The sequence below is a fragment of the Sedimentibacter hydroxybenzoicus DSM 7310 genome (assembly GCF_013403245.1).
Lineage (GTDB): Bacteria > Bacillota > Clostridia > Tissierellales > Sedimentibacteraceae > Sedimentibacter > Sedimentibacter hydroxybenzoicus.
Map to the genome: position 1 here is coordinate 16,675 of NZ_JACBNQ010000009.1, position 25,146 is coordinate 41,820.

General features: G+C 33.4%; 35 protein-coding genes and 3 pseudogenes. All 38 read right to left on the minus strand.

Annotation, left to right across the window (positions count from 1 at the left end):
* Positions 1 to 56: 56 nt before the first annotated feature.
* The 38 genes and pseudogenes from HZF24_RS18980 to nusA all read right to left on the minus strand — a co-directional run bounded on the left by HZF24_RS18980 (position 57) and on the right by nusA (position 25,139).
* Positions 57 to 515, minus strand: coding sequence for a hypothetical protein (locus tag HZF24_RS18980; protein ID WP_246346028.1), 459 nt, complete (start codon positions 513 to 515; stop codon positions 57 to 59).
* Positions 516 to 610: 95 nt separating this feature from the next.
* Entirely contained in the window at positions 611 to 955 is a 345-nt protein-coding gene (locus tag HZF24_RS09365; protein WP_179238046.1) for a VOC family protein, read from the minus strand.
* A 106-nt stretch (positions 956 to 1,061) separates the two neighbouring features.
* Entirely contained in the window at positions 1,062 to 1,580 is a 519-nt protein-coding gene (locus tag HZF24_RS09370) for a GNAT family N-acetyltransferase (protein WP_179238047.1), read from the minus strand.
* Between the two features lie 43 nt (positions 1,581 to 1,623).
* A complete protein-coding gene (locus HZF24_RS09375; protein ID WP_179238150.1) occupies positions 1,624 to 2,205 on the minus strand; it encodes a DUF3795 domain-containing protein in 582 nt (193 codons plus the stop codon).
* 45 nt (positions 2,206 to 2,250) lie between these two features.
* The gene (locus HZF24_RS09380) at positions 2,251 to 2,703 is read right to left on the minus strand and encodes a GNAT family N-acetyltransferase (RefSeq protein WP_179238048.1); all 453 of its coding nucleotides are present in this window, start codon (positions 2,701 to 2,703) and stop codon (positions 2,251 to 2,253) included.
* A gap of 40 nt (positions 2,704 to 2,743) precedes the next feature.
* A pseudogene (locus HZF24_RS19470) lies at positions 2,744 to 2,830 on the minus strand (VOC family protein); the annotation flags it as partial.
* Positions 2,831 to 2,850: 20 nt separating this feature from the next.
* Positions 2,851 to 3,180, minus strand: coding sequence for a TIGR04076 family protein (locus tag HZF24_RS09385; RefSeq protein ID WP_179238049.1), 330 nt, complete (start codon positions 3,178 to 3,180; stop codon positions 2,851 to 2,853).
* Between the two features lie 176 nt (positions 3,181 to 3,356).
* Complete coding sequence (locus HZF24_RS09390; protein WP_179238050.1) at positions 3,357 to 3,824, minus strand: hypothetical protein; 468 nt, start codon at positions 3,822 to 3,824, stop codon at positions 3,357 to 3,359.
* A 125-nt stretch (positions 3,825 to 3,949) separates the two neighbouring features.
* On the minus strand, positions 3,950 to 4,489 hold the full coding sequence (locus HZF24_RS09395) for a CDP-alcohol phosphatidyltransferase family protein (protein WP_312810984.1): 540 nt from the start codon (positions 4,487 to 4,489) through the stop codon (positions 3,950 to 3,952).
* 144 nt (positions 4,490 to 4,633) lie between these two features.
* Positions 4,634 to 4,972, minus strand: a complete 339-nt coding sequence (locus tag HZF24_RS09400) for a hypothetical protein (protein ID WP_246346030.1) — start codon at positions 4,970 to 4,972, stop codon at positions 4,634 to 4,636.
* A complete protein-coding gene (locus HZF24_RS09405) occupies positions 4,969 to 5,463 on the minus strand; it encodes a peptide deformylase (RefSeq protein WP_179238153.1) in 495 nt (164 codons plus the stop codon). Before HZF24_RS09405 ends, HZF24_RS09400 begins: the two co-directional genes overlap by 4 nt.
* Before the next feature lie 72 nt (positions 5,464 to 5,535).
* Positions 5,536 to 5,937 (minus strand): hypothetical protein, encoded by a 402-nt coding sequence (locus HZF24_RS09410; protein WP_179238051.1) that lies wholly within the window; start codon positions 5,935 to 5,937, stop codon positions 5,536 to 5,538.
* A gap of 303 nt (positions 5,938 to 6,240) precedes the next feature.
* Positions 6,241 to 6,401, minus strand: a pseudogene (locus HZF24_RS18985) (TIGR04076 family protein); the annotation flags it as partial.
* A gap of 77 nt (positions 6,402 to 6,478) precedes the next feature.
* Complete coding sequence (locus HZF24_RS09415) at positions 6,479 to 6,904, minus strand: GNAT family N-acetyltransferase (protein WP_179238052.1); 426 nt, start codon at positions 6,902 to 6,904, stop codon at positions 6,479 to 6,481.
* A gap of 195 nt (positions 6,905 to 7,099) precedes the next feature.
* Positions 7,100 to 7,957 carry an aminoglycoside 6-adenylyltransferase gene (locus HZF24_RS09420; protein WP_179238053.1) on the minus strand — a complete coding sequence of 286 codons (858 nt, stop codon included), beginning with the start codon at positions 7,955 to 7,957 and terminating at the stop codon, positions 7,100 to 7,102.
* 74 nt (positions 7,958 to 8,031) lie between these two features.
* Positions 8,032 to 8,331 carry a GNAT family N-acetyltransferase gene (locus tag HZF24_RS09425; RefSeq protein WP_179238054.1) on the minus strand — a complete coding sequence of 100 codons (300 nt, stop codon included), beginning with the start codon at positions 8,329 to 8,331 and terminating at the stop codon, positions 8,032 to 8,034.
* Between the two features lie 88 nt (positions 8,332 to 8,419).
* Positions 8,420 to 8,680 (minus strand): annotated as a pseudogene (locus tag HZF24_RS09430) (HepT-like ribonuclease domain-containing protein); the annotation flags it as partial.
* 11 nt (positions 8,681 to 8,691) lie between these two features.
* Positions 8,692 to 9,024: a nucleotidyltransferase family protein gene (locus HZF24_RS09435; RefSeq protein ID WP_179238056.1), complete on the minus strand. Its 333-nt coding sequence runs from the start codon at positions 9,022 to 9,024 to the stop codon at positions 8,692 to 8,694.
* A gap of 33 nt (positions 9,025 to 9,057) precedes the next feature.
* Positions 9,058 to 9,573 carry a DJ-1/PfpI family protein gene (locus HZF24_RS09440; protein WP_179238057.1) on the minus strand — a complete coding sequence of 172 codons (516 nt, stop codon included), beginning with the start codon at positions 9,571 to 9,573 and terminating at the stop codon, positions 9,058 to 9,060.
* Between the two features lie 41 nt (positions 9,574 to 9,614).
* On the minus strand, positions 9,615 to 10,109 hold the full coding sequence (locus HZF24_RS09445) for a nucleotidyltransferase domain-containing protein (RefSeq protein WP_179238058.1): 495 nt from the start codon (positions 10,107 to 10,109) through the stop codon (positions 9,615 to 9,617).
* 64 nt (positions 10,110 to 10,173) lie between these two features.
* Positions 10,174 to 10,419: a glycine zipper family protein gene (locus HZF24_RS18990; protein ID WP_246346034.1), complete on the minus strand. Its 246-nt coding sequence runs from the start codon at positions 10,417 to 10,419 to the stop codon at positions 10,174 to 10,176.
* 106 nt (positions 10,420 to 10,525) lie between these two features.
* Positions 10,526 to 10,804 carry a hypothetical protein gene (locus HZF24_RS09455; protein ID WP_179238059.1) on the minus strand — a complete coding sequence of 93 codons (279 nt, stop codon included), beginning with the start codon at positions 10,802 to 10,804 and terminating at the stop codon, positions 10,526 to 10,528.
* A 242-nt stretch (positions 10,805 to 11,046) separates the two neighbouring features.
* A complete protein-coding gene (locus HZF24_RS09460; RefSeq protein ID WP_179238060.1) occupies positions 11,047 to 11,490 on the minus strand; it encodes a pyridoxamine 5'-phosphate oxidase family protein in 444 nt (147 codons plus the stop codon).
* Positions 11,491 to 11,763: 273 nt separating this feature from the next.
* Entirely contained in the window at positions 11,764 to 12,624 is an 861-nt protein-coding gene (locus HZF24_RS09465) for a CPBP family intramembrane glutamic endopeptidase (RefSeq protein ID WP_246346036.1), read from the minus strand.
* Positions 12,625 to 12,907: 283 nt separating this feature from the next.
* Positions 12,908 to 13,315 carry a hypothetical protein gene (locus tag HZF24_RS09470; RefSeq protein ID WP_179238062.1) on the minus strand — a complete coding sequence of 136 codons (408 nt, stop codon included), beginning with the start codon at positions 13,313 to 13,315 and terminating at the stop codon, positions 12,908 to 12,910.
* A gap of 215 nt (positions 13,316 to 13,530) precedes the next feature.
* The gene (locus tag HZF24_RS09475; protein WP_179238063.1) at positions 13,531 to 14,142 is read right to left on the minus strand and encodes an ABC-2 transporter permease; all 612 of its coding nucleotides are present in this window, start codon (positions 14,140 to 14,142) and stop codon (positions 13,531 to 13,533) included.
* Positions 14,139 to 14,987 (minus strand): ABC transporter ATP-binding protein, encoded by an 849-nt coding sequence (locus HZF24_RS09480; RefSeq protein ID WP_179238064.1) that lies wholly within the window; start codon positions 14,985 to 14,987, stop codon positions 14,139 to 14,141. Before HZF24_RS09480 ends, HZF24_RS09475 begins: the two co-directional genes overlap by 4 nt.
* Before the next feature lie 2 nt (positions 14,988 to 14,989).
* A complete protein-coding gene (locus tag HZF24_RS09485; protein ID WP_179238065.1) occupies positions 14,990 to 15,364 on the minus strand; it encodes a GntR family transcriptional regulator in 375 nt (124 codons plus the stop codon).
* A 218-nt stretch (positions 15,365 to 15,582) separates the two neighbouring features.
* The gene (locus tag HZF24_RS09490; protein WP_179238066.1) at positions 15,583 to 17,676 is read right to left on the minus strand and encodes a polyribonucleotide nucleotidyltransferase; all 2,094 of its coding nucleotides are present in this window, start codon (positions 17,674 to 17,676) and stop codon (positions 15,583 to 15,585) included.
* A 212-nt stretch (positions 17,677 to 17,888) separates the two neighbouring features.
* The gene (rpsO, locus tag HZF24_RS09495) at positions 17,889 to 18,152 is read right to left on the minus strand and encodes a 30S ribosomal protein S15 (RefSeq protein ID WP_179238067.1); all 264 of its coding nucleotides are present in this window, start codon (positions 18,150 to 18,152) and stop codon (positions 17,889 to 17,891) included.
* A 136-nt stretch (positions 18,153 to 18,288) separates the two neighbouring features.
* Positions 18,289 to 19,041 carry an FAD synthetase family protein gene (locus HZF24_RS09500; protein WP_179238068.1) on the minus strand — a complete coding sequence of 251 codons (753 nt, stop codon included), beginning with the start codon at positions 19,039 to 19,041 and terminating at the stop codon, positions 18,289 to 18,291.
* Positions 19,042 to 19,056: 15 nt separating this feature from the next.
* Positions 19,057 to 19,929, minus strand: coding sequence for a tRNA pseudouridine(55) synthase TruB (gene truB / locus HZF24_RS09505; RefSeq protein WP_179238069.1), 873 nt, complete (start codon positions 19,927 to 19,929; stop codon positions 19,057 to 19,059).
* The gene (locus tag HZF24_RS09510; protein WP_179238070.1) at positions 19,929 to 20,903 is read right to left on the minus strand and encodes a DHH family phosphoesterase; all 975 of its coding nucleotides are present in this window, start codon (positions 20,901 to 20,903) and stop codon (positions 19,929 to 19,931) included. Before HZF24_RS09510 ends, truB begins: the two co-directional genes overlap by 1 nt.
* Positions 20,884 to 21,261: a 30S ribosome-binding factor RbfA gene (gene rbfA / locus HZF24_RS09515; RefSeq protein ID WP_179238071.1), complete on the minus strand. Its 378-nt coding sequence runs from the start codon at positions 21,259 to 21,261 to the stop codon at positions 20,884 to 20,886. Before rbfA ends, HZF24_RS09510 begins: the two co-directional genes overlap by 20 nt.
* Positions 21,262 to 21,291: 30 nt before the next feature.
* Positions 21,292 to 23,511, minus strand: coding sequence for a translation initiation factor IF-2 (infB, locus tag HZF24_RS09520; RefSeq protein ID WP_179238072.1), 2,220 nt, complete (start codon positions 23,509 to 23,511; stop codon positions 21,292 to 21,294).
* 14 nt (positions 23,512 to 23,525) lie between these two features.
* Positions 23,526 to 23,819 carry a L7Ae/L30e/S12e/Gadd45 family ribosomal protein gene (locus HZF24_RS09525; protein WP_179238073.1) on the minus strand — a complete coding sequence of 98 codons (294 nt, stop codon included), beginning with the start codon at positions 23,817 to 23,819 and terminating at the stop codon, positions 23,526 to 23,528.
* Complete coding sequence (rnpM, locus tag HZF24_RS09530) at positions 23,812 to 24,081, minus strand: RNase P modulator RnpM (RefSeq protein ID WP_179238074.1); 270 nt, start codon at positions 24,079 to 24,081, stop codon at positions 23,812 to 23,814. Before rnpM ends, HZF24_RS09525 begins: the two co-directional genes overlap by 8 nt.
* Positions 24,078 to 25,139 (minus strand): transcription termination factor NusA, encoded by a 1,062-nt coding sequence (gene nusA / locus HZF24_RS09535; RefSeq protein WP_179238075.1) that lies wholly within the window; start codon positions 25,137 to 25,139, stop codon positions 24,078 to 24,080. The genes rnpM and nusA overlap by 4 nt, the downstream gene beginning before the upstream one ends.
* Between the last annotated feature and the right edge of the window lie 7 nt (positions 25,140 to 25,146).

Sequence of the window (25,146 nt, forward strand, 5' to 3'; positions counted from 1 at the left end):
CGCAAGCGGTTATACTTCTCAGTAAGAACCGTCCCCTATTGGTTGAAGACTTTATTTTATATAACTAAACCTTTTTTCTTGGCTTCTTCATCTTTTGCTGTTCCAATTGCTAAGCCTATGGAAAGCCCTATAGGTAATCCAAGTGCAATATTGTCAAACACAGATAATCCAAATATAAGACCTAAAGTAATTCCTAATGACATATATATTCCAATATAATAATCTTTAGTTACTAACTTATGTTCCTTCTGTAAATGTGAGATGACATTATTCTTCATTTTATTATATTCTTTTATATCTTTCTCATTTATTGCATTGTGTTTTTGTTTAAGGATCGCGATTTGATCATTTATTACTTTTAAATATTTCTTACATTCTTCACATTCAAATGAATGTAACCTCTTAATTATACGTTCCAACAATTCCATGTCTAACTTCTTATTCTTCGTTTCGTCAATTTCATTTTTTAGTTCTAATAAATCACTTAATAGTTTATTATAAAATTTGTCATCCATTTTTTAACCTTTCTATAAACTGTGCCAATACTATCTAATCAAAACTCCTGCCGATTATCAATCTCTATTTATTTCATAAAACCTATCAACTACTCTCATTGTCGGCAGAAGCCTAATTCGTTTCCATCCAAATCTTTTATTGTAAATTTTCTTGTTCCGTATGGTGTATCAAAAATCGGTTCTACAATCTCAACCTTATATTTTAACTTCTCCCATAATATATCTACATCATCAACGACAAAATTATAGCGTCCAAGTGATGGCTTTTCATCAACCATTATCGAAAAACATGCGCCCTCTTCAAATTCAAAGCTGACATACACAGGATTTTCTGACGGATACGGAGCTTCTGCCGCAAAACCAATAACATTTTCGTACCATTCAATTGATTTCTGCAGATTTTTTACGTTTGCTCTGACATGTGTTAATCGTGTTTTCATTTTCGTGTTCCTCCATGATTTTATGAACATTATACTAAATATTTTAAGAAATATATTATTAGGTCATCGTCATTTACACAGTTTGAGTAAGGGTCTAATATCCTTTTTACCGCTCTATCCTTCTCAAGTAATTCAAAGAATTTTTTAAAGAAAATTCATATTTAATTTCAACTAAATCTTTCCCGCCAATGTTTATTATTTGTTCAATGTTAGTATTTATCATGCCCATTTTTTCATAGAATCTTAGTGCTCCGAAATTATCCTTCAGCACCCAAAGGTAAAATTTCTCATATCCCAATTCCTCCAATTTTTTCGTAACAGAGGAAAATAGAAGTTGTCCAAAGCCTTTCATCCAAAACTCAGGCAAGATATAAATAGACCATAATTCACCTATGTTTTCACATCTCTTATCTCTGGCTTCTCCAAATCTTGTCAACCCAACTATAATCCCATTATCCTCAATAACGAGAGTATCATTTGAGTTTATTTTATTTGGAGAACATTTTTCAATAGTCAATGAATTCAAATATTCATCGGGGACTATGTTTTTATATGCTTCTTTCCAAGAAAAACAATATATTTTACCCAATGCCATACGATCTTGTTCAGTAGCTTGTCGTATCATTATCTCACTCCTTAAAAAGTATAATAAATCTTATATGCTATATTTACGCTTTCTCTTCTTGCGTTTTCTGCTTATTCTTAGCTGACTTTTTACGTAGTTTAAGTATAAGTCCCTGCTTATGCGCAATATCTTGGAAAAGGGAAACTATATTTTCCGCCTTTTCTTTTGTTGTAAGCTTATCACATGAAGTATTTTCAACCTGTTTCATCACATTTTCTATATCCTGCAACGGTAAAAGGTTTATAGCAACACAATAGAATGTTTTTCTGCGTCCGTCATTGTAATCTGACAGCAGCATTTTTAGAATTTCAGCCTTTTGGCGTTGTTCTTCACAATAGGACTCTATTCCCATTTCCTGCGCCTTTATTGTATCTTTTAACTGTCGCTGATGGGTAATAAATGAATCATATTCTTCTATGCCTTCATATTTCCGGCAGGGATATTCAGGACAGAGAAAGCAGAATTCAACTTTGCCATGCTGCAAACTGCATCTTGCTATTGTACAAGATTGGTTACCGGCACCTCCTCCACAGCCGGGGCAATACCCGTCTAAGTGCATAGAACATAATTCGCAGTTAAGACCACAAAGTGAAAAGGATAAATTTGTTCTGTTAAAATCCTTCATTTTAGCTACCTCTAAATTCATATACATTTTAAAACATAAGTAATTTTACAGCTTTTTATAATATATTCTTGTATCTTCATCCAAATAGTCTTTACGTGTTTCCAAATATGTATAACCATATTTTTCGTACAGTCCTATATGGTCTGTTGCAAGATATACAATCGGATGATTATCTGATATTGCCTGTTCTTCAGCATACTTTAAAAGTTTTTCGCTATATCGATTTCCCCTGTAGGCTGGATACGTATATAAAAACCCAAGCCACGGAAACATGTTTTCATCACGAATGCAATCTTGTCTTGTAAGAGTTACGAATGACACTATATTTTCTCCGTCAAGCAGAAAAAATAATTTTCCGTCTCCTCCCAGCAATTCATCGAATTTCTGCGTATTGTTCAATAGTTTAAGCAGGAATTTTGCTGCACTCCAATCTGCAAGTGCAATTTGCTCCTTCCAATGCTCTTTATTTTCACTTGTAAAATATTCAATAACTTTCACTTTTTATCTCCATAAATCTTCTATTCAATTTCATGATTTTTTATAACAACGCAAAATGATCACTCTCAATAATTGATTTCATTTGACATAGGCAAAACGGATGTCCGGCGGAGTCAAGCATAACTCTTCAACTCTTTGATTAGCAAGCTATTCAATTGAATTCAAGTTATCACCAATCGTCTCAACATTGAACACAACAGGTCGTATACCATCTGTACAGCACACTATAGTTTGCCCATCCTTTTTGTTCCACGGCTTACATGTAGAACCGGATGACATTGAACTAATACTTCGATATATATCAATCCATGCCCAAGGGCAAAACCCTTCCGGCATTTTTGCACTGCCTTCAAAAATAAATTCATTACCAACATCTAACAACGGACACGGCCCTACCTTTTTACCATCTGTCAGGTATTCATCCGCAAGCTCAGGATAGAATTCCTTGCGCAGCACGGTAATTTTCACTTTTTTCATATGCTTTTCCTCCAAATCGTATAAATTCACAAATTCTTATTTTATATATGTATTTTGTAAATATTCATAATATTATTCTGAAAAATGTTCCAATTCTTCTTCCGGGTAAACATTGGTCCCATCCACAGCATGTATTCATCAAATATAAGTACATTTTAAAATTTTTCTCTAATAAACTAAAACTTAGATTTTTCATAGTTGTAAGGTATGCTTGTTCCCACTACTACATCTTCAATTTTATCAATAATCAGCCAATCGTCCATATTTCCCTGATGGTCAAATGCAAGCGGAGGTTCGATTTGCTTAAGATCTCCGAATTCTACAAGACATAAGCATTTCTTATGCCAGCGCTCTTTTTGTTTCTCAGTTAAGTTTAACTTGTCCTGATTGTCTTTCAGTGTCTTTGTAATCTCGTCCTCAGTCAGCTTCACATAATTTTGAACAACTTTCACCGTAGCAAAGGCAGAAATACTTGATGTTCCTTTTTCCATAAAGTAGACCGTCTCACCTTCAAATACCCTGCTGTGAGGTATTTTGCGGCCGGCTGCCCCTCTTACTACCATTGTCTTGGTTCCGGATAAAATTTTATCCAAAACACGTTCACCTTTTTTCCCTGTATTATCACAATACACTAAATGCACCATTTTGATTTCCTCTCATTCTTTTTAATTAGTAAATTTCTGTTTTACACAATATATTCTATATTTGTTCAACAATCAGGTGGAATATTCAATATCAGCTATATCATCGTAAGCATACCTGTACCAACCTATTTGCTGAAGATTGAACCTCTATCTCTATGTAGTGTTTTTGAAGTCAGATTAATTATCAATTCCTCAGCTGCCGAAATACTCGCTATACAACAAATAATAATTGATGTTATTTCTTTTCCTAAAACAGAAAATAGAAAAGGAAAGAAAAACAAGATTATACCCGTAGCTTTGTTGGCATAAGTATGTAAAAAAGCAAGCTGATGATATCTTACAATACCAAAAAATATTGAAAGCAAGCGTATTACAGCAATAACAACTATCCAGCAGATAATCCACAGTGGAAAGTTCATAATTGGTATAAAAATTGACAACACAATACTAATAAATATCAAATCAGCAATACTATCTAATACCTGCCCTGATTTGCTGGTAACATCCATTTTTCTTGCAATATATCCGTCTAAAACGTCACTAATTCCACACGTAAGATAAAAGAAAAAGAAAAATGCTGAAAATGGTTTTACAAGCAACAAACTGACAGATGCAAATATTCTGATAATTGTAATGCCGTTAGGAACGTATTTAATAGATTTCACCCCCGTTGATTATTTGGATTTGAAAAAATTTGTTTACCCATTCCTTATTATACGGAAGTAGCCTTATTTTATATCTTTCTATGCCTTCCACAAACAAGCCTCCTAAATTCCTGTTCATTGCTGTTAAGAATTTTCAAAAATAATTCAGATACCAAAATGAATTAAATAGTTTTTGTTTTCTTTTGCCTGATTGGCTAAGTGAATCAAAGGATCATATGCTTCATTATTTTGGAGTAACAAAATATTTATAAACGATTCCATTGATTCGTATGGAATAAGAGTAACACCACAATATGCAAGACCCTTTTCCGATCTCTGCAAGGTATGCCAATAACAATCTATACTTTGCAGCTCATCCATAATGGGTTCGATAAAGTCATCATCAATATAAATACAATTGTATTTTTGCGGTTCGTAAGAATCGAATCGTTCTTCATAACTTGGATTTTTTTGCATAATACCAAACTCATGTGCAGCCATCATAAATCCCTTTTCATATGTTCCAGATAAAACGACTTATTGTCAACTGCACGCATGGTAGCTAAGATTCCATCTAAGTGATCGTACTCATGCTGTAATAGCTCTGAGAGATCGCCCTCCAAATGCATTTTTTGAGGACTAAAATTCTCATCCAAATAAAGAATATCCGCTCTTTTATACCGCTCTACCTTAACTATCAGTCCGGGAAAGGACATACAATCATCTTTCAACATATATCTTTCATCATCTGGAAAACTCATCACCGGGTTTACGAAAATATAGGGTTTGTCCGTAAGCATATATAGAAGCCTTTTCTTAATTCCTATCTGAGGTGCAGCAACTGCACGTCCTGCTCCATATTTTTTACTATAATCCATAAGAGTATCATGTAAGTCTTCTACCCACTCCGGCAAAAAACCAAGGTCGTCCTTCGTAATTTCTTCACTTATTTCATATAACTGCGGGTTCCCAAGTTTCAATATTTCTCTTACCATATACTTCATTACCTCCTTTTGTTCAATTATTAAGATTGCAAATCATGATATATTCCTGCTCATTTTCAACACTTATTTCAAAGCCTGCCTTTTTCCGGCACTTATCTCGCTCAATGCCTTCGTTAAAAATGGCGAAGCTATATAGAGTGCTCTGAGATTATTACTTAACATCGTATGCTGCCATGTACCCTGTGCTAATTTTTTCTGTGCTTTCTCAGATTTACTGATCAGAGAAGCTATCGGTGCAAGTGCTTTTTCCAAATCTTCTTTGGTATAACAATCCATACCATTACTCTCTTTTAATTCTTTCGATATTAACGATGAAACTATATTTAGCGCTCTAAGCCTGTTCTTTTGCAATGTATACTGGGAAGTGCCTTGAGCAAATTTTTCTTTTGATTTCTCCGTCCTGCTAATCATTGAAGTTATAGCTCGAAGTGCCTCCTCCATATCTTCCTTTGTAAAATCATTCATCAATTCAGCCTCCATAAATATTAACAAATGTCTATGTGTTAAAAGTTTCTATCTATAATTGGGGTTATTCTTTCCTTAAGCAACTTGAGATCAAACTCCTTCTATCCCCTTTAAGTTATTATATAATCCATATCCTTGACTTGTATAATAATCTATGAATCCATTAATCCATCTACTCCCGGAAAATTCATTGCCAAGAACATTTGTTCTTTTATATTGTATGTTATATTTTATAATTAGTCAAGTTTTTGAAGTTGCATAAAAGTATTCCGTTAGTCCGCTATATATATCAATCCATGCCTAAGGGCAAAACCCTTCCGGCATTTTCGCACTGCCTTCAAAGATAAATTCATTTCCTACATCCAGTAATGGACATGGTCCACTTCTTTTACATCTGTCAAGTACTCATCCGCAAGGTCCGGATAGAATTTCTTGCATAGCACAGTAATTCTCACTTTTTTCAAATACTTTTCCTCAAATTGAACAAAAAATTTGCAAATTCTCCTTAACATATCCGTATGTTAAATTGAAATTTGAATAATTATTTTTCAATTTTTATTCTCATACCGTTCCCATTATAACCGAAGGGTACGGCTTCAAATCCGCAACTTTCATAAAATTTTTCCATACCTTTTATCGATATCAAGTTAATGGTACTATACTCTCCAGCAATTGTATTTTCTTTTATATCATCTATTATAGAATTTACAAGCTTTTTTCCTATTCCTTTTTTCTGATATTTTGAATTTACCACTACATCAACTAAAAGATATGACATGCCATCTCCAATTGCTCTAGCCATTCCAACTGCAAAATTATCATATATAGCTTTTTTCACAATAGTGCTATTTTTTATAGCTTTTTCTACAACGATTGGATTTTTAGGTTCCCATCCAACTTGTTTTCTTAAATTATTATATTCATCAATATTTAAACTATCTCTTATCTCAATTCCTATTTCATTCATAAAATCACCTCGCTAAATTCTAATTTATCAATTTCGTAGAATGCACATAACATTATTCGGAAGAATGTTACAAACTTCAAATGCGCTTCACACATAGCGCCAACTTCTACATACAGTTGTACGCTATTGTCAACAGCATCCAGTGGAACATTTGTAAAATAATTATCACTTAAAATTGGGAATTTATAGCTAATGTTATTTTTTATAATCAAGCTTATTTTTAATAAAATAAATATATTTCATCATATTTTCATCTTCTTGTTTATTGTAGGTATAATCGAAAGAGCTTGCCACTTCTAATGCTAATAATCTAAAAAGCTCACAGGCTGTAAGAACAGATTTCCATATATTTTGATAATCACTGTCAGAATAAGTCAGTGCATACATTTCATAAAGATGCACAGGTAAATATCTTTTATAATACTTACCCATTTTACCTGCTGAAACGTTAAAATTATTTTTTATACCGATATACCATTCTACCATTTGATTTAACATATCACGTACGTAATGCGAAAACATATCCATAACATATGGCAGTTCATCACGTGCAATTCCTTTGGCAACATTGTTGAGACACCACCAAAATTCATTGCAAGTATTATGATATATTTCAGGAGTCGGTCTTTTTATATAGAAAAATGATGGATTTACTTCAATATCAGGTAAAAAACCTTTTTTATCAAGTAGAATTACAGCAGGTTCGCCATTGTAAATGTATGGATATTTTTCTATTGTTAAATCAATTCGGTTTCCATCGGGAAATAGCATAAGATAAGTAAAATGTCCGTCATTTGCCGGTGGTAAAAGCGGGTGTGTACTAAGCTCAGGCAATTGCATTGCAGATGGTTTGCCAAAGTTTCCTTCCATCCACTCTAAATTGTTGTAAAACGGCTCAACACTATCCACAGAATATATAATATCATAATCCTGATATATATCTTTAGGACAATCAGGATTTGCACGGGAACCAACCATAATTACGGCTTTTATACGTTCATCAGCATTTGCAACATTAAGGATTAGATCAAACATTTCTTTTTCTGTTCTCATTTTATATCTCCGCAAATATTTTTATCATTCTTTCTTTATCCCTATTAAGTTCTTAGGCTTACTCATCAAAAGTCTTATCTTCCAAGAATGTTTTCCTGAGAACCATCATCAAGCAATCGTTTGGAGAATTTGAAATGAAAATTATTCATGCATTCCCTTGTATAAAAGCGATGTGCATCTTTACGTAATTGGTTGCAGGCAAGTTCAATTTGAGAGCAGACATTATCCTTTGCAATTTGATAGCTTTGAGCTAACATTTCTTTTCCTATACCTCTGCCTCTGTATTCAAATGCAACTGCAAATTCAAGAATTTCAGCAATTCGCTCCAAATGATGCAATTGTCCTTCAAAACGTAAATTTAATATTCCAATCATCTAAAACGCTTTTTCTGTACATTATCAATACCCCCCCTATATAAAATTATACTCAACAAATTAATTTCAAATAATATAAAATTAAAAGTTATTTATCTAAATTTAATAATTGTTCTTTCAATGATTTTATATCAATATAAATAATCTCCCATATTAATTTAAGATTTACTCCTTCATAATCATGAATTATGCGGTTTCTTAAGCCTTTCATCTTTTTCCACGGAACTTCCGGATATTTAAGTATATATTCTTTATCAAGCTTATTAACTAATTCACCAATTTGGCTTAAATTAAATATGCATGCTTCTATCATCATGCTATTCACAATAAATTCTTCATAAGTTATATTATTTGTGTATTTTAATTATCTTTTGAATAATTTTCTGATTGTTCATATATTATTATCCCTCCATTTTCTATCTCTTGAAGTATTAAAGAATTAGGTTCTATATGAGACTTGTCAATTAAATCAACATCTTTTCCAAGAATTTCAACAAGAATTTCAAGAAATTCAAGAAAATCCAGTCCTTTTAATTTTTCATCTGTATCAATATATAAATCAATATCACTGTTCTTGACTGCTTCTCCATAAGCATATGATCCAAATAATATTGCCCTGTTCACATGATACTTTTTTAATATTGGAGTAATTGTTTTCTTTATTTGTTCAATTGAAATATTGTCAGAATCCATATTCTCATCTCCTTCACTTTTGAGTTTTAAACCTTATTGCATCCTTTTATGGTATTTCCAGAAATCAATAGTTTCTTCTAAATCTGCATCATCCTCAAATAATTCTAATTCTTTTGCAACTTCAATTGCAAAATCAACATAAGTATTGGCTCTTGAAGTAATAATTTTGCTATCGTTCATTATATCCTCATCTGTAGAATGTGTAGATTTTATATCTCTTAATATCCCGGCGTCATCCAACAAATCAACACCAGCACATATTCCTGCAATCAGAACATTCTTCTTTTTCAGGTCTTGTAATATATTTTTAACTTCTTTGTTGTTAATAATTGATATATCACCGCCAGGTACGATAAAACTTCTTACTTCGCTTAAATTTATTTCATCTAATGCTGTATCAACATTAACAGAATATCCTTCTGCAGTGCGTATTGCTTTTCCGTCCAATGAGCATAATATTACTTCACATTTTGTGAAACTCATAAAATAATTCAAAATAACTATTTCATAAAAACAGCTTGTATCGTATACCAAAAAAACATCTTTCATCATTATCTCTCCTACCTGCAAATTGGAATTTACCAGTTACTTTACTTGTATTCATTCGGAACAGGAATATCAAATCTCTCGCACAATAGTTTTACATCATGCACATCATTTTCATCATGCTCATAGCCCAAGTGAAATAAAACTTGATTTTCAGCATCAATACACTTTACCATTTTATCGCCTACTTTCCCGATACCGCTAAACACGCTTGGAGGATATGCTTCTCCCTCAAAAACAATGTATTCTTGTTCGTTGAATTTAAATATATGAAGATCAATTATCCTACCTTTAGTATCCTTCCAAACCGTGTGAGATGTGGTTGTATATGCTTCTGTAACTTCAGCAAAGCCTTTTTCTATTAATATTTCAATAAACTTTTTACTGTTACCTTCTTCCAAAAATAGATCAATATCGTTGTGTGCTCTTGTTTCCACTCCTAATAGCGCATCTACTCCCCAACCGCCATCTATCCAAATACTAATTCCATTTTCTTCAGCATATGTTATTATCTCAATGGCATCTGTTTTATTTACCATGCAATCCCTCCGTTCAAATTGGAATTTACCAACTATTGCTGTATTTATTATTGACCCATGGTTCTTATTTTTTCTTTTTTGCAGATTCAACAACTGCACCAATCACTATACCAAGTCCAGCGCCAAGGGAAATACCGATGGCTAAATTATCGAATAAAATTCCAAACGAAACTCCTATCCCAGCACCTATAGTCAGAAAAACACCTGTATAATTTGTTTCGTTAGTACCATTTATCTCTGTACTTTCATCATCCGGCCTATCAATGTTTTCTTGCAAGTCTTTATGATTGGTTCTATTATCGTCATCCATCTTGATTACTCCTATCTTTTTCTATAATTAATGAATATTTTAAACAACGACAAATTCTATTTTTCTATAAGTCTTATATGATTCTCACCATTGCCTGATTATTCTACTACTCTTTTTCAGCACTTACCTCGCTCAATACCTTCGTATAGAGTGCTTTGAGATTATTGCTTAACATCGTATGCTGCCATGTACCCCGTGATGTTGTTCGTTTTTTTTCATATTCTTCATGTATCTTAGGTGTTATTCTTCGTATGAATCTATTGCTTCGATAAGGTCTTTTTTCTCCTTTCAGGATTCTATCAAGCTCCTTTTCAGCATGAAGCAGCTTCTTTTTCTGAATTTTCAGCTTAGGTATATCATGTAATATCGAATAGTTTGTGACCATAACGAGCGAATAGACGGTAGGTTTAGGAAGCCCTTTTCTAAAAACAACTTTTCTAACGAATCATCCGCTCCGCACAAATATCATCCACATGTAATAATAGCAATTATTTTGCTTACATTTTTAAATTCGTTCTCTCGTATGAAAGCTTCCATCCGGGCTGAAATCCCCCGTTTGTTTATTGGCACAAGAAATCTCGTTTATATATTTTTCAATGAATCCTGATGATTTTGTAACTTAGGTGGTCAATAATTAAGAACTTCTTTGAAATCAATATCATACCTTGTGCCGTGACTAAAAAGAACTGCGTCTGTCAATCTGATACGTAGAATAATTGTATTAGGGTTATTTTCATCTGTATGGCCATTGTAATACCATGCTGAAAATACTTTTCTCAGTTTCGTGGCAATTTCTGTGTTTGAATCATCACAAATATATCCTATGTTTTCACCAACACCATGAGCAGTAAACCATTCACCGCATATTGCAACTGTAGAATTTACTTCTATTTGCTTAATCTTATTGGAGAGTGCATGCGTGATTGTATAAAATGCCCCATTTTCATAGTAACTGTTTATAATGCGTACAGCAGGAATATTACCGTCAGTAGTAGCGAGTGAAATGAGTGTATCATGTCCGAATCGTTCATTCATAACTTCAAGTGATTTGGTAAGCTTAGCTTTGTCCATGTTTTATCCTTTCTATTATCTAAGTAATTTACACTACAAATTCCTATTTTCCTAACTAATTATAACACAAATGAAACAACTATTACCACAAGCGTACTTAAAAGAGTTCCTTATTCGTTCTGTCGTACCTATAAACCTTCCCGCATTATTCAATTCTTCCTTGTCACTAATAGGTTTATATATTGCCAATAATTTTTGTATTGCAATATTAGACGGCTTATGTATCAGTAATAGTGCAAACACCCAAGAAACAATCGAAAATCCGGTAGTCCTCTATGTGTATGCACGAAATGTGGACTTTTTGTGTGCTCCACTTTTCCAATAGATAAATAGGACAATCAGAAACGATACCGTTTGCGCAATTGTAATACGAATTACTTGTAATTCGTCAGCACCGGAAAGCGATACGATGTGTAGAGTATTAACAATACTATTATTGAAAAAATGGTCTGCCATCGGCATCCAAAGAGATCCGGTGATTTTGGTAAGTAAGCAGAATTTGGCTCCCGTAACCCCTGTTGTTAAAACGAGCATCAGGGCATACATAACGGCTCCTGATGTGCTCATTTCTCCGTCCAGCATACTGCGTACAGGAGCTGCAATATGCCATATGCCAAAAAGTGCAGAAGATAAAATTACTGCTTTTATAAAAGAATACCTCTTTTGCGCCAGCTTAATGAATAAACCTCTGAAAATACCTTCTTCCATAACAACATTGATAATATTTCCGACGATACAAAAAACGAAAAACAATAAATCAGTTTGCTTCCCCTGATTACCGTCAATCCCATAGCTTGTGACATAGATTTGCATTGATGGGGACCTTCCTCTTGACAACTGCATAAAAAACTCGGCTGCGTATGAGATTATAAATACGGATACCCCAAGGATCAGACCATAAAAGATATATTTTATCATCGATTTGTTTGTAAATCCTACTTCCGACCACATGATAGAAAAATACCTTACTGCCAGTAAGAGTACGAAGATTCCTATCAACTTATGTATGAATGCCTCTCCAAAAATACTTTGATCCGTGCGAACAACCATATATTCAACTATTCTGAATAAAAAACATATCAAATAAATAATCAAGATAGATTTTACGGGATTTAAAGATTGTTTCTCTTTCATATAAACCTCCATTATATAAAAACCCAGAATAGGCATTATGCTTATAACTCAAATCCATTGACGCTATTCAAAAAATCGCAGGGAATATCCGTCAGGGGTATTTAACTTTATACTATTATTATACTATGGAATAAGCTGGATTGATAGAAATTTTTCATTAGTACAAATTTATATAACCCTATACACGAATATGTGAGCATTATTCATGTATAGGGTTATTTTTAGCAATCCGGAGAGAACAATTTTAATTATTGGTAGGGTGAGAACCATCCCCCATGTGTTTTTATAATACCACATCTCTTAGATGAGGAGGTATATCTATTCTTTCTTCTAAAACAGGAGTCCTCTCAATTGGTGTAATCGGAATCATCACTATATCAAAATCAGTTGTTGTATTTGGGAATAAACGAATATTATATACAATATTGGCAAAGTACCCAAAAGCATCTATCCTTATATTATAGGTAGAAAAGTTATATTCCGGTCCTGCAATTTGAGTTCCTAATTCATAGGCCATAGGCAATTCTATTCTAATTGGGTTTATAGTTGTAATTAGATGCATGACCGGAATATCACGTTCTATGCCATCAGTAACATATATTGTTATTGTAGCGTTAGTAACAGGGGGTTCACCCCTTTGATTTACAATATTTAATCTTATAAAACCAGTATTGTTTGTGCTTTCTAACATATTAAATTGGCTTGAATTTATGTTTTTCGGATAATATAAGTTATTATATTGCTTCATATAATAATCGAATAATTGTCGTTGATACGTATTTCTAATCATATAAAATACCCTTTCTTAGGAATAATTTAATTAATAAACATTTAATAGTATTATATGCAATAAAGGTATTTTGTTTATGGTTCAAATTATATAAAACAATTTAATTAAACTAATTACTAAAACTCTTTTTTCTTATAGATTGACACTGATACTAAAATTGATAATACATATGTTATTATAGCTGCTACAGGCAGATATTTTAAAAACATTTCTATTGTTTCTTGCTCAGGTGCCGGAATTCCTAATTTAGGCAGCATTACTATAATGGCTACCGGTGTAAAAATTACTATCATCATAAGTATACGTCCTTTTTCAACACCGAATTTTAAAATTATCGGCAGGATAAAAGATATCATTATGATACCAACCGAGAAAGTTGTCAAATTAATCATAAGATTTTCATATAAAATAATTTCAGTAAATATAATGTTAGTTATAAATGCTAAAGTAAAAGCTGCAATTAGAAATATCAAGCCTAAAATGTACTTGCTCAGAACTATTGTGCCTCTCATCAGGGGCATCGTCAAAGCATATCTATCCCATTTGTTTTTTTCATCGTATGACAATGCAGTTATAGGAATCATAACAGCAAGCATAACTATCATTCCACCAAACATATCCTGATTTCCGCCTGCAATACTTACTATAAAGTAAAATAATAATATTAATAAATATATTTTTGAAAGCTTTTTTAAATTTATTAAATCTTTAATAATAAGACCTATCATAAAACCTGCTCCTTTACATGAAATAACATTATATCTTCAATATTAGCTTTATCTATAACATAGCTTCCTTTAATCTTGTTCTTAAATACCAATGCCTCAACTCCGAATTTGTTTTTTCTTATCCCTTTAACAGCAGAAACCTCTATTTTTTCTAATTCCTTTTCTGAACATTTTAATATGCCGTATTTCTCTAATAATTCATCTTTAGGCTCTGAAAATACAACCTTACCCCTATGAATAAATGTTATATAATCACAGATTTTTTCTAAATCGCTGATAATATGAGATGAAATAAATATGGAATTGGATTCGTCCTGTATAAATTCTAAAAAAATATCCAAAATTTCTTCTCTTACTATTGGATCTAATCCGCTGGTGGCTTCATCCATTATCAATATTTTAGAATCATGAGACAATGAAACCGCTATAGAAAACTTCATTTTCATTCCTCTTGAATAATCCTTTATGCTTTTATCTTCGGCAATTGAAAATTGCTTAAGTAATTTAAAAAATTTATCCTCATCCCATGTTTTATAAATTCTTTTCATGAATTTATTAATTTCTTTTGCATTTAAATTATCAGGAAAGCTTGATTCATCCATTACGACACCAATATTTTCTTTAATTGAATTAAAGTCAATTTTATTGTCCTTCCCCAACACAGTTATTTGACCTCTATCACGGTTTATTAAATCTAATATAAGTTTAATAGTTGTACTTTTCCCGGCTCCGTTTTCTCCTACAAAGCCCATTATACAGCCCTGTGGCAGTTTAATATTAATATTGTCTAACTTGAAATCTTTATATTGTTTTGTCACATTTATTAACTGCAGCGCATATTCCATAATCATTCTCCTTCATAAATCAAATTCATCATCTCTGTCAATTCATCCAGTCCTATTCCACAATTATTTGCCAATATAATAATTTCCTGCATATAATTTTCTATTTCTTTAAGCTGCTGTTCTCTGATTAAATCAATATTTTTACTCGCAACAAAACTTCCCTTTCCCGTAAAAGATACTATGAAGCCCTCTCTTTCAAGTTCTTCATATGCACGTTTTGTTGTAATTACACTGATTCTGAGTTCCTTCGCCAATATTCTCATTGATGGCAAGGCATCACCCTCATTCAATTCACCTGATATGATAAGTGATTTTATCTGAGAAACTATTTGCTCATAAATTGGTTGACCGCTTGAATTACTTATTATAATATTCATAAGTTAACCTCGCATTATTGTATATATCCATTATATACATTATATAATGTTTCTGTCAACAGAAATTTATAAATTTTAAGAATGTACTTCTATATTTTGTTCTGATTGCAGTTAAAATTTGAAAGCAGATGACCCAAATATTTGATTTGGTGCCAGTCGCTTATGCTGTAAGTGAAATAAAAAAATAGCAATTTTATTTGCTATCTTTCTTGCTGTTATTATTTATTTTCTGTTTCTTTCAGTGCTTCTTTTCTTGAAAGCTTGATTTTGCCTTGTTGGTCAATTTCAATTACTTTTACAAGGATTTCATCTCCTAAGTTCAATACATCCTCTACCTTTGCAACTCTCTTGTCAGAGATTTGAGAAATGTGGAGTAGTCCGTCCTTGTTATCTGTAAGCTCTACAAATGCTCCGAAAGCAGCTATTCTTACAACCTTACCAAGTAATATTTCGCCAACTTCTATTTCTTTAACAATGTTTTCAATTATTTTTTTAGCTTTGTATGCATTTTCAACATTTTCAGCAGCTATTAAAACTGAACCGTCATCATCGATATCAATTTTAACTCCTGTTTCTTCAATGATTTTGTTGATAACCTTTCCGCCTGCACCGATTACATCTCTGATTTTATCAGGCTTAATAGTCATTGAAATAATTTTAGGTGCGTACTTGCTCACTTCTTCTCTCGGCTTATCTATGCATTGAAGCATCTTGTCAAGTATAAACATTCTTCCGGCATGTGCTTTTTTTAAAGCGTTTGTAAGAACATTTCTGTCTATTCCATGAACCTTGATGTCCATCTGAATAGCCGTTATACCTTCTTGTGTACCTGCAACCTTAAAGTCCATGTCCCCAAGGAAGTCTTCCATGCCTTGTATGTCTGTTAATACAACTACGTTATCTCCTTCCTTCATCAAGCCCATAGCAACTCCTGCTACCGGTGCTTTAATAGGAACACCTGCGTCCATTAATGACAAGGTACTTCCGCATACTGACGCCTGAGATGTTGAACCGTTAGAGCTCAATACTTCGGAAACTAATCTTATTGTGTAGGGAAATACTTCTTCAGGCGGCAGAACAGGTTCCAATGCTCTTTCAGCCAATGCTCCGTGACCGATTTCTCTTCTTCCCGGACCTCTTGATGGTCTGGTTTCTCCAACTGAGTATGAAGGGAAATTATAATGGTGCATATATCTTTTAGAGGTTTCTTCGGATATTCCGTCTAAAGTCTGCTCATCACTGGATACACCAAGTGTAGCAACTGTAAGTACCTGTGTCTGGCCTCTTGTAAATATTGCAGAACCGTGAGTTCTCGGAAGCATTCCAACCTCACATGTTATTTTTCTTATTTCATCAATTGTTCTGTTGTCAGGTCTGATGCCTCTTAAGAGAATGTTCTCTCTTACCTTTTCTTTTATTATGGAGTACAGAGCATCTTCTATGTCTGATCCGTTTTCAGGGTATTTTTCTAAAAATATTTCTTTAGCTGTTGCCTTGAAGTTATCAATTTTTTCTTGTCTTGTAAGCTTATCTTCCTCGATGATTGCTTCGTTGATTATAGGTGTTGCATATTGTCTGATTTCCTGTTCTATGGTTTCATCACATGCAAACTTAACATAATCTGATTTTTCTTTACCAACCTGCGCTCTTATTTCTTCAATAAAATCACAAATCTTCTTTATTTCTTCGTGAGCGAACAAAATTGCCTCAAGCATTTTTTCTTCGGTAATTTCATTGGCTCCTGCTTCAACCATCATTATTGCTTCTTTTGTACCTGATACCGTTAAATTAAGGTCTGTTATTTCTCTTTCCTTACTGTTTGGATTTACTACAAATTCGTTGTTTATAAGCCCTAAGTTTACAGCTCCCGTTGGTCCTTCAAATGGTATATCGGATATGGATAATGCTATGGATGATCCTATCATTCCTGCTATTTCAGGAGAACAATCCTGATCTACAGACAATACGGTCACAATTACCGACACGTCATTTCTGAATCCTTTCGGGAACAATGGTCTGAGTGGTCTGTCAATCAGCCTTGATGTAAGTATTGCCTTTTCTCCCGGTCTTCCTTCTCTTTTTATAAATCCGCCGGGTATTTTTCCTACTGAGTAAAGCTTCTCCTCAAAATCTACACTCAATGGGAAAAAATCTATTCCTTGCCTCGGTTCTTTAGATGCGGTTACATTTGCCATGATTACGGTATCGCCATACCTTACTAAGCAACTTCCGTTAGTAAGCTCTGCAATTTTACCTGTTGTAACCGTAAGCTCTCTGCCGGCAAGCATATATTTAAAAATTCGTTCTTCCATTTTACCTCCTTTTAATTTAAGCAGATGACCCAAATTTTTAATTTGGTGTCAGTCGCTTATGCTGTATGCGAAAGCAGATGACCCAAATTTTAATTTGGGGTCAGTCGCTTATGCTGTATGCGAAAGCAGATGACCCAAATTTTAATTTGGGGTCAGTCGCTTATGCTGTAAGTGAAAAAATAGAGCGGGATTCCCCCGCTCCTTAATTTCACTTATCTTCTTAATCCTAATCTTGCAACAATACTTCTGTATCTTTCGATGTCGTTATTTTTTAAGTAGTTAAGAAATCCTCTTCTTTGACCAACCATTTGTAAAAGACCTCTTCTTGAGTGATGATCTTTTTTGTTGTCTTTTAAGTGTTCAGTCAGATTGTTGATTCTGAAAGTCAACATAGCTATCTGAACTTCCGGAGATCCTGTGTCCTTTTCATTGATTCTGTATTGTTCGATAATTTGTGTTTTTTGTTCTTTTGTCATTTTTTATTCCTCCATATTAATTATTATTTCACCATAATCCATGCAATACGTTGAGGATTCGTAAAACTTAGATTATGGAAATACAATAAATTCTACCATAATACTATGTTTTTGTAAACATAAATTTATAAATATTTTAATGTGCTCTGTCTAAAAAAATTATATCTTCATCTCGTTCTAATTTATCAAAAATCAAAATCGAGTTATCTTTATTTGTATTGATGGTTAACAAAGCTTCCTTTCCACCTGTCATGACCTTATATCTTCCGTCGGGAGGAATTATGATACTTGAATTATTATCTGCAAAAGCAATCTTTTTATTATAATCTATATTCAGCTCATTATTATAAATAGTGTAATTGTTAATTAAAAGCTTGTTAACCTCTAATATCTTCCCTTCATTTAATAAGTTTCTCACCAACGTAGAACTTACGGCAATGCCGTTATACTTAACAGGAAATATTTCTTCAACCTTGTAATTATATGTACTTTCGAATTCTCTTAATGTATTTATATTTCCGCTTGCCTTGTGTCCGAAGGTAAAATTATAGCCAACCACAATATTTTTAGCATTGTATTTGTCTATAAGAATTTCCTTTATAAACTGTTCGGGAGAATATTTTGATATGACTTCATCAAGCTCAATCTCTGCAACTTCAGTAACATTATATGATTTTAACAGCTCCAGTTTAATGTTCCTGCTGTTTATGTATTTAATATTATATGTGGATTTTTTTAAATCCCTTCTTACAAACCTGAATGTTATAATTATGCTGTCTTGATTTTCTTCATTGCTTAACTCAATCATTCTTCTGATCAGTGCATCATGTCCAATATGTATACCATCAAAATTACCAATGGCAATACAAGAGGGTTTTCTGTTATTCATTAGTTCCACCTGTGTCTATACCAACATTTTTTCTATTTTTACCAAGTTGTTATTTATTTTTTTGCCGATTCCGATAAGCTCATCATTACAATATATATAGAATACCTCATCTTCAATTGTATCAGCTTGTGCATATACTTCATTGCCTGCTGTAAGCCTGTCGTAATAATCCATATGAACATTTATTTTTTTTAACGGATAAACTTTATCAATAGGTATCAGACATTCTTGCAGTCTGTTATTATCATATAAAAATTTAAGTTCATTTAGGGTTACGGAATTTTCAATATGTAAACCTTTTGTTTCTGTCCTTACTAATACACCCATATGTCCCAATGCTCCCAATTTTTCGCCTATATCGTTACACAAGGTTCTCATGTAGGTTCCCTTGGAGCAATTGACCCTCATAAGTACTCTTTCATTATCGTATTTTATAAGATTGATATCTTTAATATGAATTTCCTTTGCTTCTTTTTCCACCGATATATTTTGTCTCGCGTATTCATACAGTTTTTTACCGTTTAATTTAACTGCCGAATACGCCGGTGGAATCTGCTGCTGTCTGCCTTTAAAATCTTCTAAAGCATTTAACAGTGTACGTTCACTAATACTCTTGAACTTTTTTTCTTCCACAATCTTTCCATAGCTGTCCTGAGTATCGGTTTTTTGCCCTAAAATCAATTCGCAAACATACTCCTTGTCTTGATTCATGAGATACTCACTTATTTTAGTTCCTTTGCCTACGCATACAACCATGACTCCGGAAACATTGGGATCTAATGTACCGGCATGCCCAACCTTTTTTATATTCAATATTTTTCTTACTGAACTGACAACATCGTGAGAAGTCATTCCGGTTGGTTTTAATATGTTCAATACTCCATTCATCATTCCTGAAAATATTCCTTAAATGTTTCTATAAGTATTTTTTTAGTGTTTTCAATTGTTTCCTTTATTTCAAATCCGGCTGCCTTTGCGTGACCGCCTCCGCCGTATTTTACCGAAATATGTGATACATCGATATTATTTTTCGCCCTTAAGCTGACCTTTGTATCGCTTGAATCATATTCCTTTAAAACACAGGAAACTTCAACCTCTTCGATTTCTCTTAAAAATTCAACGACGCCGTCTATATCGCCCATTTCTGCATTGTTTCTTTCAAGTATATCATTGGTGATGCAGGTAATTGCAAATTTATTGCTATAATAAAGCTCTAAACTGCTTATGCATTCTATATATGCTTTTACGATGTTAGAGGGTTTGGAGTTATAAATAATATTGTCAATTTGTGATATATCAACGCCAAGCTCTATCAGCTCCGCAGTTTTTTTATGAGTTTCTCCGTTGGTGTTTGAATAGCTGAATTTACCTGTATCAGTCAATATTGCTATATATATATTGGTTGCTATCTTTTTCGTTAATTCTCTTCCGGAAATTTTTAATATATCATATAAAAGCTCACCGGTAGAGCTGATTTCCGTATCAATTATATTTATGTCGGCAAAACCTTCATTAGTTTTATGATGATCTATACAAACAGAAGTTTTAATGTTATTAAAAACATCTTTAAACTTTCCCAATCTTTCTTTATCACTGCAATCAAGTACAAACAACAAATCAAATTCTTCGTTGTTATATTCTTTTAACAGGATATCTTCGTCCATAAATTGCTTATAATTATAAGGAATTATACCATCAATACAGACAGTCAATTTTTTATTCAGAGGCTTTATAAACTCGTATAGGGCCATCACAGACCCTATACAATCTCCGTCAGGTGCCTTGTGTCCTGCGATGCAGATATTTTTAGAATTATTTATTAAATTAAATATTTCCGTTACATCATTCATCTTCAGATTCATCTTTCGGCTTCCTGCTTTCTTCATCTTCAATTACCTTATTAATCAAGCTTGACATATATATTCCCTTTTCTATGGAATCATCCTTTTCAAACAACAATTCAGGAGTTAAGCGCATTTTAATTCTCTTTCCAACTTCTCTTCTTATGAATCCCTTTGCGCTTCTCAAAGCCTCAAGAGTCGGTTCGATGTCACCGTATACGGAAATATACACTTTTGCATATTTCAAATCCTCCATAACATCAACATCCGTTACACTTAACAGTTCAGATAAGCGAGGATCTTTAACCTCATTTCTGATAACTTCAGATATAACTCTTTTCATCTCTCCCGACAATCTGTTATTTCGTCTGTTTGCCATGTTATACCCTCTTTCTAAATTTATCTTTTATTATCTTTTTATTTCTTCCATTATATACGCTTCCATGGAGTCGCCTTCTTTTATGTCATTGTACTTTTCAATGCCAATGCCGCCTTCATATCCGGTATTTAATTCAGATACGTCATCTTTAAATCTCTTTAATGATGCTATATCTCCTTCATGTATTACTATATCATTTCTTAACAATCTGATTTTTGATTTTCTTGTTATTTTCCCGCTTGTAACATAGACACCTGCTACTATACCTACATTAGGCACCTTAAATGTCTGTCTTACATCTGCTCTTCCCAGAACAACTTCTTTATAGACAGGTGCAAGCATACCCTTAACTGCCTGTTGAATATCTTCGATAGCAGTATAAATTATATTATAGGTACGGATATCTACATTTTCTTTTTTGGCAAGATCCATGGCTGCAATGGACGGTCTTACGTTAAAGCCTATAACTATTGCATTGGAAGCAGAGGCAAGCATAACGTCATTTTCATTGATTCCGCCCACTCCGCCGTGTATTGGATTAACCTTAACCTCATCCATACTCAGCTTTAACAATGATTGTTTTACTGCTTCTATAGAGCCGCTCACATCAGCTTTAATAATGATATTTAAATCCTTAACTTCACCCTTTTGGATTCTGTCAAACAAATCATCCAATGATACCTTAGATGAAGCATTCATAGTTTCTAAGTGTCTTTTATTCTTGCGTTTTTCCGCAATATTTTTAGCATCCTTTTCATTGTCCATGGCCATCAAAATATCTCCGGCCTGCGGAGTTTCTGATAAGCCCAATATTTCTACAGGTACTGACGGTCCTGCCTGATTTATTTTCTTTCCTTTAGAGTTAAACATTGCTCTGACCTTACCGTAAGCACTTCCAACTAAAACAACATCACCTTTGTTTAATGTTCCCTTTTCTATCAGTACGGTCGCAACTGAACCTCTGCCTTTATCAAGCTTAGCTTCAATGATGGTGCCCTTGGCGCTTCTGTTTGGATTTGCTTTAAATTCCTGTACTTCCGCTACTAAAAGTATCATTTCCAACAAATCTTCTATACCCATGTGCTGCTTTGCAGAAACAGGTACAAATATTGTATCTCCGCCCCAGTCCTCGGAAATTATTCCTTGCTCTGATAATTCCTGTTTTACTCTGTCCATATTGGCCGTTGGCTTATCTATTTTATTTACTGCAACAATTATAGGAACTCCTGCTGCCTTTGAATGGTTTATAGCTTCTATTGTCTGAGGCATAACTCCATCGTCTGCTGCAACTACTATTATTGCTATATCAGTAACCTTGGCACCTCTTGCTCTCATAGCCGTAAATGCCTCATGACCCGGTGTATCAAGCAGGGTTATTTTTTTACCGTTAATTTCTACCTGAGAAGCTCCTATGTGCTGAGTTATACCGCCTGCTTCCTGGGATGTAACCGCAGTATTTCTGATTGCATCCAGCAATGATGTTTTGCCGTGATCAACATGACCCATAACCGTTACAATCGGCGGTCTTGGTATTAGGTCAGCCTCATTATCCGTATCTTCCTTAGATAAAGAATCCTCTAAATCTTGAAGTACATCTACTACCTCAATCTTTGATATTTTTGCATTAAATTCTTCGCCGATTAATTGTGCCGTATCAAAATCAATTTCCTGATTCATATTACACATAACACCGAGAAGTATAAGCTTTGATATCACTGCATTTACAGGCACACCTAATTTGTCGGCCAAAGTTCTTACCACAATTGAATCTTCCATTTCAATATTTTTAATCTTAATTTCTTTTTTTACCGGCTGCTCCTGTTGTTTTTGCTGAAACGGTTGGAACGGTTTTTTAAATTTATTCTGATGATTATTCTTTTTAGGGAACTTCTGATTAAAATCCTTTGCACTTTTATCCTCATCTGCCACTTTTGGAACCGGTTTTGCAGTACCTGGCTTTTTAACAGGTGTAATTATTTTTTTGTCAACCTTTTTAAATTTTGCAGTATTTAAATCGATTTTCTCATCAACAAGCGGTTCATCATCTATTATTTCAGTTTTTGCAGACTTTGCGGGTTTTACTTTTTTATTATTGTTAATTATATTTAAAGCTTTTTTTAACCTTATAACTTCTAAATCGGTTATAGAACTCATATGGTTCTTAATAGTGATTCCTAATTCTTGCTCAGCTAATACAACCAAATCTTTACTATTCATTTTTAATTCTTTTGCAAGTTCATATATTCTCATTAAGCCACCTCCGTTTATATATTATTAATTATATATGATGCTATGTTCTTATCAGTAATTGACAAAACACCCACCACCTTTCTCCCGAGACATTTTCCCAGGACTTCTTTCTCCCCGTATTCAATGTACTTTGCGTCGTATTGATCACAAAAAAATTGAACATTTTTTTTGGTTTTATCTGAAGCATCAGATGCTAATAATACTAATTCACTTTTATTGCTTTTAATATTTATTAAAGTTGCATCGTAACCAATTGATATATTGCCGCCCTTTTTCGCTATACCCAGCATAGAATAAATTTTATTCATTTTTTTCTATCTCAAGCTTTATAGCTTCGTATATTTCCTCAGGAATTTCTGCTTCAAGAGATTTGGATAATCTCTTTGATTTTATTGATTTTTCAAAGCATTCGGTTTTTTTACAAATATATGTACCTCTGCCGTTAAGCTTGCCGGTTGCATCAAAGAATATTTCATTTTCCTTTGTCTTTACTATTCGGCATAATTCCTTTTTAGGAAAGCTTTCCATGCATCCGATACATTTTCTCATGGGAATCTTTTTTGCTTTCATATTTCCTCCTCTGAGCTTCTTTCCTTTTCCTGAGTTTCACTGATTATATCTATTTTCCAGCCTGTCAGCTTTGCTGCTAATCTCACATTTTGTCCTTCTTTTCCTATTGCAAGCGACAATTGATTGTCAGGTACTACGGCAACGGCACTTTTTTCCTTTTCATTAGCTGTAACCTTAACTATTTTAGCAGGTCCCAAGCTGTTGGCTATGAATTTTTCGGGGTCTTTATCATAAATAATTATATCGATTTTTTCCTGATTGATTTCATCTATGATATTTTTAACTCTGACTCCTTTATTACCGACACATGAACCGATTGGTTCTACATTTGAGTCATGTGAAAATACAGCAATTTTAGTTCTTGAACCGGCTTCTCTTGAAATTGAAAAAATTTCGATGGTACCGTCATGAATTTCCGGTACTTCAAGCTCAAACAATCTTTTTACAAGATTAGGATGACTTCTTGACAGCATTATGCTTGCACCCTTTCCGGAATTCTTAACTTCTACTATTACCGTCTTGATCCTATCACCCGTATTATATACTTCTCCGGGTATTTGCTCTCCGGGAGTTATGATGCCTTCAATTTTACCTAGGTCAACATAAATATTACCCTTGCTTTCTCTTTGAACTATACCCGTAAGAATGTCTGATTCTCTCCCGTAAAATTCACTGAATATTGACTCTCTTTCTGCCTCACGAATTTTTTGAAGTATTACCTGTCTTGCAGTTTGTGCCGCAATTCTTCCAAAATCTTTTTTTGGTTTAATTTCAATTTTTACAACATCATCGATTTCATATTTGCTGTCAATTGACTTTGCTTCACTGAGAGTAATTTCCTGATTAGGGTTTTCAACAATTTCCGAAACCACCTTATCCTGAAATAATCTATATTCTCCGTTTTCTTCATCAATATCAATACTGAAATTAGTTGCTTTACTGAAATTTTTCTTGTAACCTGTTTCCAATGCAGCTTTGATTGCTTCTAATACGACGTCTTTACGAATTCCCTTCTCTTTCTCTAATTCGCTTAACGCACTCAATATTTCCTTGTTCATAACGTCC

What these genes read in the sequence shown, in the direction of transcription:
- rnpM (WP_179238074.1), bottom strand. Translation starts at nt 24,081, where the DNA reads ATGAAAGCAAAAAAGATTCCCATGAGAAAATGTATCGGATGCATGGAA.
- HZF24_RS09425 (WP_179238054.1), bottom strand. Translation starts at nt 8,331, where the DNA reads ATGATTGGAATATTAAATTTACGTTTTGAAGGACAATTGCATCATTTG.
- rbfA (WP_179238071.1), bottom strand. Translation starts at nt 21,261, where the DNA reads ATGGCAAACAGACGAAATAACAGATTGTCGGGAGAGATGAAAAGAGTT.
- HZF24_RS09375 (WP_179238150.1), bottom strand. Translation starts at nt 2,205, where the DNA reads ATGAAGGATTTTAACAGAACAAATTTATCCTTTTCACTTTGTGGTCTT.
- HZF24_RS09390 (WP_179238050.1), bottom strand. Translation starts at nt 3,824, where the DNA reads ATGGTGCATTTAGTGTATTGTGATAATACAGGGAAAAAAGGTGAACGT.
- truB (WP_179238069.1), bottom strand. Translation starts at nt 19,929, where the DNA reads ATGAATGGAGTATTGAACATATTAAAACCAACCGGAATGACTTCTCAC.
- HZF24_RS09365 (WP_179238046.1), bottom strand. Translation starts at nt 955, where the DNA reads ATGAAAACACGATTAACACATGTCAGAGCAAACGTAAAAAATCTGCAG.
- HZF24_RS09440 (WP_179238057.1), bottom strand. Translation starts at nt 9,573, where the DNA reads ATGAAAGATGTTTTTTTGGTATACGATACAAGCTGTTTTTATGAAATA.
- HZF24_RS09460 (WP_179238060.1), bottom strand. Translation starts at nt 11,490, where the DNA reads ATGGACAAAGCTAAGCTTACCAAATCACTTGAAGTTATGAATGAACGA.
- HZF24_RS09405 (WP_179238153.1), bottom strand. Translation starts at nt 5,463, where the DNA reads ATGGTAAGAGAAATATTGAAACTTGGGAACCCGCAGTTATATGAAATA.
- HZF24_RS18980 (WP_246346028.1), bottom strand. Translation starts at nt 515, where the DNA reads ATGGATGACAAATTTTATAATAAACTATTAAGTGATTTATTAGAACTA.
- HZF24_RS09445 (WP_179238058.1), bottom strand. Translation starts at nt 10,109, where the DNA reads ATGGTAAATAAAACAGATGCCATTGAGATAATAACATATGCTGAAGAA.
- HZF24_RS09510 (WP_179238070.1), bottom strand. Translation starts at nt 20,903, where the DNA reads ATGAATCTGAAGATGAATGATGTAACGGAAATATTTAATTTAATAAAT.
- HZF24_RS09525 (WP_179238073.1), bottom strand. Translation starts at nt 23,819, where the DNA reads ATGAATAAAATTTATTCTATGCTGGGTATAGCGAAAAAGGGCGGCAAT.
- HZF24_RS09455 (WP_179238059.1), bottom strand. Translation starts at nt 10,804, where the DNA reads ATGGTCACAAACTATTCGATATTACATGATATACCTAAGCTGAAAATT.
- HZF24_RS09490 (WP_179238066.1), bottom strand. Translation starts at nt 17,676, where the DNA reads ATGGAAGAACGAATTTTTAAATATATGCTTGCCGGCAGAGAGCTTACG.
- HZF24_RS09435 (WP_179238056.1), bottom strand. Translation starts at nt 9,024, where the DNA reads ATGGATTCTGACAATATTTCAATTGAACAAATAAAGAAAACAATTACT.
- HZF24_RS09385 (WP_179238049.1), bottom strand. Translation starts at nt 3,180, where the DNA reads ATGAAAAAAGTGAAAATTACCGTGCTGCGCAAGGAATTCTATCCTGAG.
- HZF24_RS18990 (WP_246346034.1), bottom strand. Translation starts at nt 10,419, where the DNA reads ATGGATGACGATAATAGAACCAATCATAAAGACTTGCAAGAAAACATT.
- HZF24_RS09475 (WP_179238063.1), bottom strand. Translation starts at nt 14,142, where the DNA reads ATGATAGGTCTTATTATTAAAGATTTAATAAATTTAAAAAAGCTTTCA.
- nusA (WP_179238075.1), bottom strand. Translation starts at nt 25,139, where the DNA reads ATGAACAAGGAAATATTGAGTGCGTTAAGCGAATTAGAGAAAGAGAAG.
- rpsO (WP_179238067.1), bottom strand. Translation starts at nt 18,152, where the DNA reads ATGACAAAAGAACAAAAAACACAAATTATCGAACAATACAGAATCAAT.
- HZF24_RS09370 (WP_179238047.1), bottom strand. Translation starts at nt 1,580, where the DNA reads ATGATACGACAAGCTACTGAACAAGATCGTATGGCATTGGGTAAAATA.
- infB (WP_179238072.1), bottom strand. Translation starts at nt 23,511, where the DNA reads ATGAGAATATATGAACTTGCAAAAGAATTAAAAATGAATAGTAAAGAT.
- HZF24_RS09480 (WP_179238064.1), bottom strand. Translation starts at nt 14,987, where the DNA reads ATGGAATATGCGCTGCAGTTAATAAATGTGACAAAACAATATAAAGAT.
- HZF24_RS09465 (WP_246346036.1), bottom strand. Translation starts at nt 12,624, where the DNA reads ATGAAAGAGAAACAATCTTTAAATCCCGTAAAATCTATCTTGATTATT.
- HZF24_RS09470 (WP_179238062.1), bottom strand. Translation starts at nt 13,315, where the DNA reads ATGTTAGAAAGCACAAACAATACTGGTTTTATAAGATTAAATATTGTA.
- HZF24_RS09400 (WP_246346030.1), bottom strand. Translation starts at nt 4,972, where the DNA reads ATGATGGCTGCACATGAGTTTGGTATTATGCAAAAAAATCCAAGTTAT.
- HZF24_RS09420 (WP_179238053.1), bottom strand. Translation starts at nt 7,957, where the DNA reads ATGAGAACAGAAAAAGAAATGTTTGATCTAATCCTTAATGTTGCAAAT.
- HZF24_RS09485 (WP_179238065.1), bottom strand. Translation starts at nt 15,364, where the DNA reads ATGAATATTATAATAAGTAATTCAAGCGGTCAACCAATTTATGAGCAA.
- HZF24_RS09410 (WP_179238051.1), bottom strand. Translation starts at nt 5,937, where the DNA reads ATGAATGATTTTACAAAGGAAGATATGGAGGAGGCACTTCGAGCTATA.
- HZF24_RS09500 (WP_179238068.1), bottom strand. Translation starts at nt 19,041, where the DNA reads ATGAATAACAGAAAACCCTCTTGTATTGCCATTGGTAATTTTGATGGT.
- HZF24_RS09415 (WP_179238052.1), bottom strand. Translation starts at nt 6,904, where the DNA reads ATGAATGAAATAGGAATTGAGATAAGAGATAGTTTAAATATTGATGAA.